Here is a 2,794-nt window from a genome sequence, read left to right as displayed (position 1 = left end):
TCGAGGTCCAGACGGTGACCGCCATGACCGTGTGGGGGAGCAGCCCGGCCGAGTGCGACCAGCGCGCCGCCGCCCTCCAGGCGAGGCTGCGTGGCACGAACTACCGGCTGGTTCGCCCGGTCGGCGGGCAGGAGGAGCTGTTCACCGGATCAGATGGGCCGGGGCGTTGCCGGTCGCCAGATCCTCAGGTCCAGCTGCGCGGCTTCGCGGTCCATGCGGCGTTCCATGTAACCACCTTGCATGAACAGCCCGATCGTGGGCGCCGGTTCGCCTGGCGACGGCCATATCGCCAGCCAACGGGTGTGGATCTTGAAGCCGCGCGTATCCCGGCGCCAGCTCTGCCACTTCTCGGGGAAGCCCGGGTCATCGGGGTCGCCCTGGTATCCGGGCTCCCCCAGGATGTGGATGGCGGCCGGCAGGCAGTCCGCCCAGAGAGCGGCGGCGGGTTCGAGCACCTGGGAGTGGTGTCGGGAGGCGGGCTGGGAGCTGATCCTCCAGAGCTTGCCCTCCAGCCAGTTCACTCGCGCGGGGTACCGGAGCACCGGAGGCAGCCACAGGGACAGGCCCTCCGGTGTGGTGACGGAGACGCAGCCCGACCGGTGGACGCCGGACACCGTCCAGCCGAGTCGCCGCGCCCAGCGGTCCAGTTCACCGGCTGTGGTGAATTCCCGGTTCCATCCGTGGTCGCCGAAGATCGCGTCCCAGTCCCACGCGCGGACCCCCACCAGATGAGCGGCCACTTCCTGCCAGGTCGTGTCCGGCTTGTCCGCCGGCTCCGGATCGCCGTAGAGCGGACGATCCTCCGGAACCCACCCCCGGGAGCTGACGTCGGAGACCTTCGCCTCCACCTCCGCGTACCCATCACCCAGCACGATGTGCGCGGGGTCGCGCAGTTCGAGATCGACGGACTGCCTGCCGTAGACGTCCTCAAAGGTGGTAAGGACGATCACCGCGGACTCCGGACTCGGCGGGTTCCACACGGCGAGCCGGTACGGGTTGAGACGGCGGCGCCTCTCGGGCGGCCCTGACCTGCTGCCGAAACTGACGGGGAAGCGGTCATCGTCCCAGGCGCCCGACCACGTCGGTGCGCCGAGCACGCTCCGGGCGGCCGCCAGGTACTCTCCCCACGCCGCGGAGGCCTCCGCCGCCTCCCTGTCGTGCGGATCAGGGGCGCCGCCCCGCCACAGCCGGTGGGAGGCGCGGGCGTACGTCCGCGTGTTCGACGTCGTGGTCGACAGGTGGTGCTCTTTCCCGGTACGCGTCCGGACCGTGATCGGACCCCAGCTGTTGGTCATCCACTGGAAGTTCACCACTTGCCAGCCGAACTGGGCCAGCCACGCGGGATCGGGTTCGTATTCCCCGCTCGCGCCCGGCCAGACCTTCCGCCAGTCCACCTCCGTCAGCACGGTGAGTTCCGTCGCCAGCTCCCGTGGCGTCGTACGGATCTCGGAACCGGACGCACGCTCGGCGTTCGGAACGGACACGGCGATCACTCCCCCCAAACTTCTTTTATCGTCTCCATGACGATAACATGAGGATCATGACGGATGAACAACTGGCCGAGCGGGCAGCCGAACTGGCCATGAGCTGGGTCTCACCCACCACGCCCCTGTCGCAGACCCAGGGATGGCAACTGGTCTCTCTGCAGCACTCTGGCTCCGGGCACATGGAGATGTACGCCTGGGAGAAGGTCACGACCTGGGAACGTGAGCTGGCCGAGACGCTCGCCACCGCCGACGACACGCAGGAGGGCCGCGACCGGATCGGCCGAGCGAAGGAGCGTGCGGTGACCCGGATGCGGGACCTCTTCCTGGACGGCATCCGTAGCGCGGAAAACCCCAGAACTCACTGGGGCGCGCAGCAGCGCGTCGATCCCCGCACCGAACTGCGGGAGTTCATCAGCGGCAACGGATGACCGACGCGGCTGTGGGCGTATCCCGACTCTCCTCTGACGTTGCTGCATCTCCCGCTGCCGCCGCCCGGCTCCGCCCCCGTCCCGCCGTCCCGACCTCGCCCCGCGCCACCCCCGCGTCGCGTCCGCGCCCTGGCCGGCGCTTCCCGCCGTTGTGTCTCCGGCCGCCGCGGCCCGCCGTCCCGCCAGCCGCCCTGCGCTCCCTTCCGCGCACTCTAACGATGAGGCCCCCGTCGCGCCCAGCTCGCCCTTGCCAGACTCCATCTCGCCGCCATCTTCATCTGGTCAGCGAGAGATGATCCGAAAGAAACGCCCTGGACCTCCACGGTGCGGCCGCCGGCCCGGAACGTACGGCGCGCGCTCGGCGCCGCCGCCCTCTGGATGCGTCTAGGAGACGGGGTCGGCAGAGTCGAACACAGCCCCCCCTTGTGTCCTGGTCGGGGACAGGCGGACGTCGCTCGGTCAGCGGCTGAGGCCGCGTCGGCACTGCGGCTCGGGGCTGACCGTACGTGGTCCGCCCTCGTGACGCGGCAGCGTGGCCATGGCGCTGGTCGTGAGCACGCTCTGGTGGAGGGGACGACCGGGGGCACTTTTGCCCTCGCGGGGTCACTCGTCGACTGGATCCGCTCCGTGCACTGCGGCGATAGCGTCGATGCGGTGGGCGAGGTCGAAGTCGGCGGCGGTCAGTCGGTGGCCGACATCGTGGGTGGGCCCCGTATCGGTGAGTAAGAGTGAGAACACGCTGTGTTCTGTCCCCGGGCGCAAGGACGCGACCGGGGACTCCAGCCTGCTTGATGAAGGAGGCTTCGTGGAGCTCCACTGGGCCTGGTACGCGCTGGCCATAGTCGGCGCCTACCGGATGATCGCGGTGTGCTTCGAAGC

The 2,794-nt window shown here is 69.6% G+C and carries 2 protein-coding genes and 1 pseudogene; 1 reads left to right on the top strand and 2 read right to left on the bottom strand.

Translation table 11 applies throughout. From position 1 onward, the window contains the following. Positions 1-149: 149 nt before the first annotated feature. A complete protein-coding gene (locus tag ABZ135_RS38675; protein ID WP_356703093.1) occupies positions 150-1,493 on the bottom strand; it encodes a hypothetical protein in 1,344 nt (447 codons plus the stop codon). Between the two features lie 47 nt (positions 1,494-1,540). Here ABZ135_RS38675 and ABZ135_RS38670 point away from each other — a divergent pair, with 47 nt between their 5' ends. Beyond that, positions 1,541-1,915 (top strand): hypothetical protein, encoded by a 375-nt coding sequence (locus ABZ135_RS38670; RefSeq protein ID WP_356703091.1) that lies wholly within the window; start codon positions 1,541-1,543, stop codon positions 1,913-1,915. Positions 1,916-2,518: 603 nt separating this feature from the next. On the opposite strand, the pseudogene ABZ135_RS38665 reads toward ABZ135_RS38670, so the two are convergent. Further along, positions 2,519-2,620: pseudogene (locus ABZ135_RS38665) on the bottom strand (4a-hydroxytetrahydrobiopterin dehydratase); the annotation flags it as partial. Between the last annotated feature and the right edge of the window lie 174 nt (positions 2,621-2,794).

Source organism: Streptomyces sp. NPDC006339 (genome assembly GCF_040612775.1).
GTDB lineage: Bacteria > Actinomycetota > Actinomycetes > Streptomycetales > Streptomycetaceae > Streptomyces.
The sequence above is the reverse complement of the archived record's forward strand: the minus strand, read 5'-3'. Positions and strand labels throughout refer to the sequence as shown.

What these genes read in the sequence shown, in the direction of transcription:
- ABZ135_RS38670 (WP_356703091.1), top strand. Translation starts at nt 1,541, where the DNA reads ATGACGGATGAACAACTGGCCGAGCGGGCAGCCGAACTGGCCATGAGC.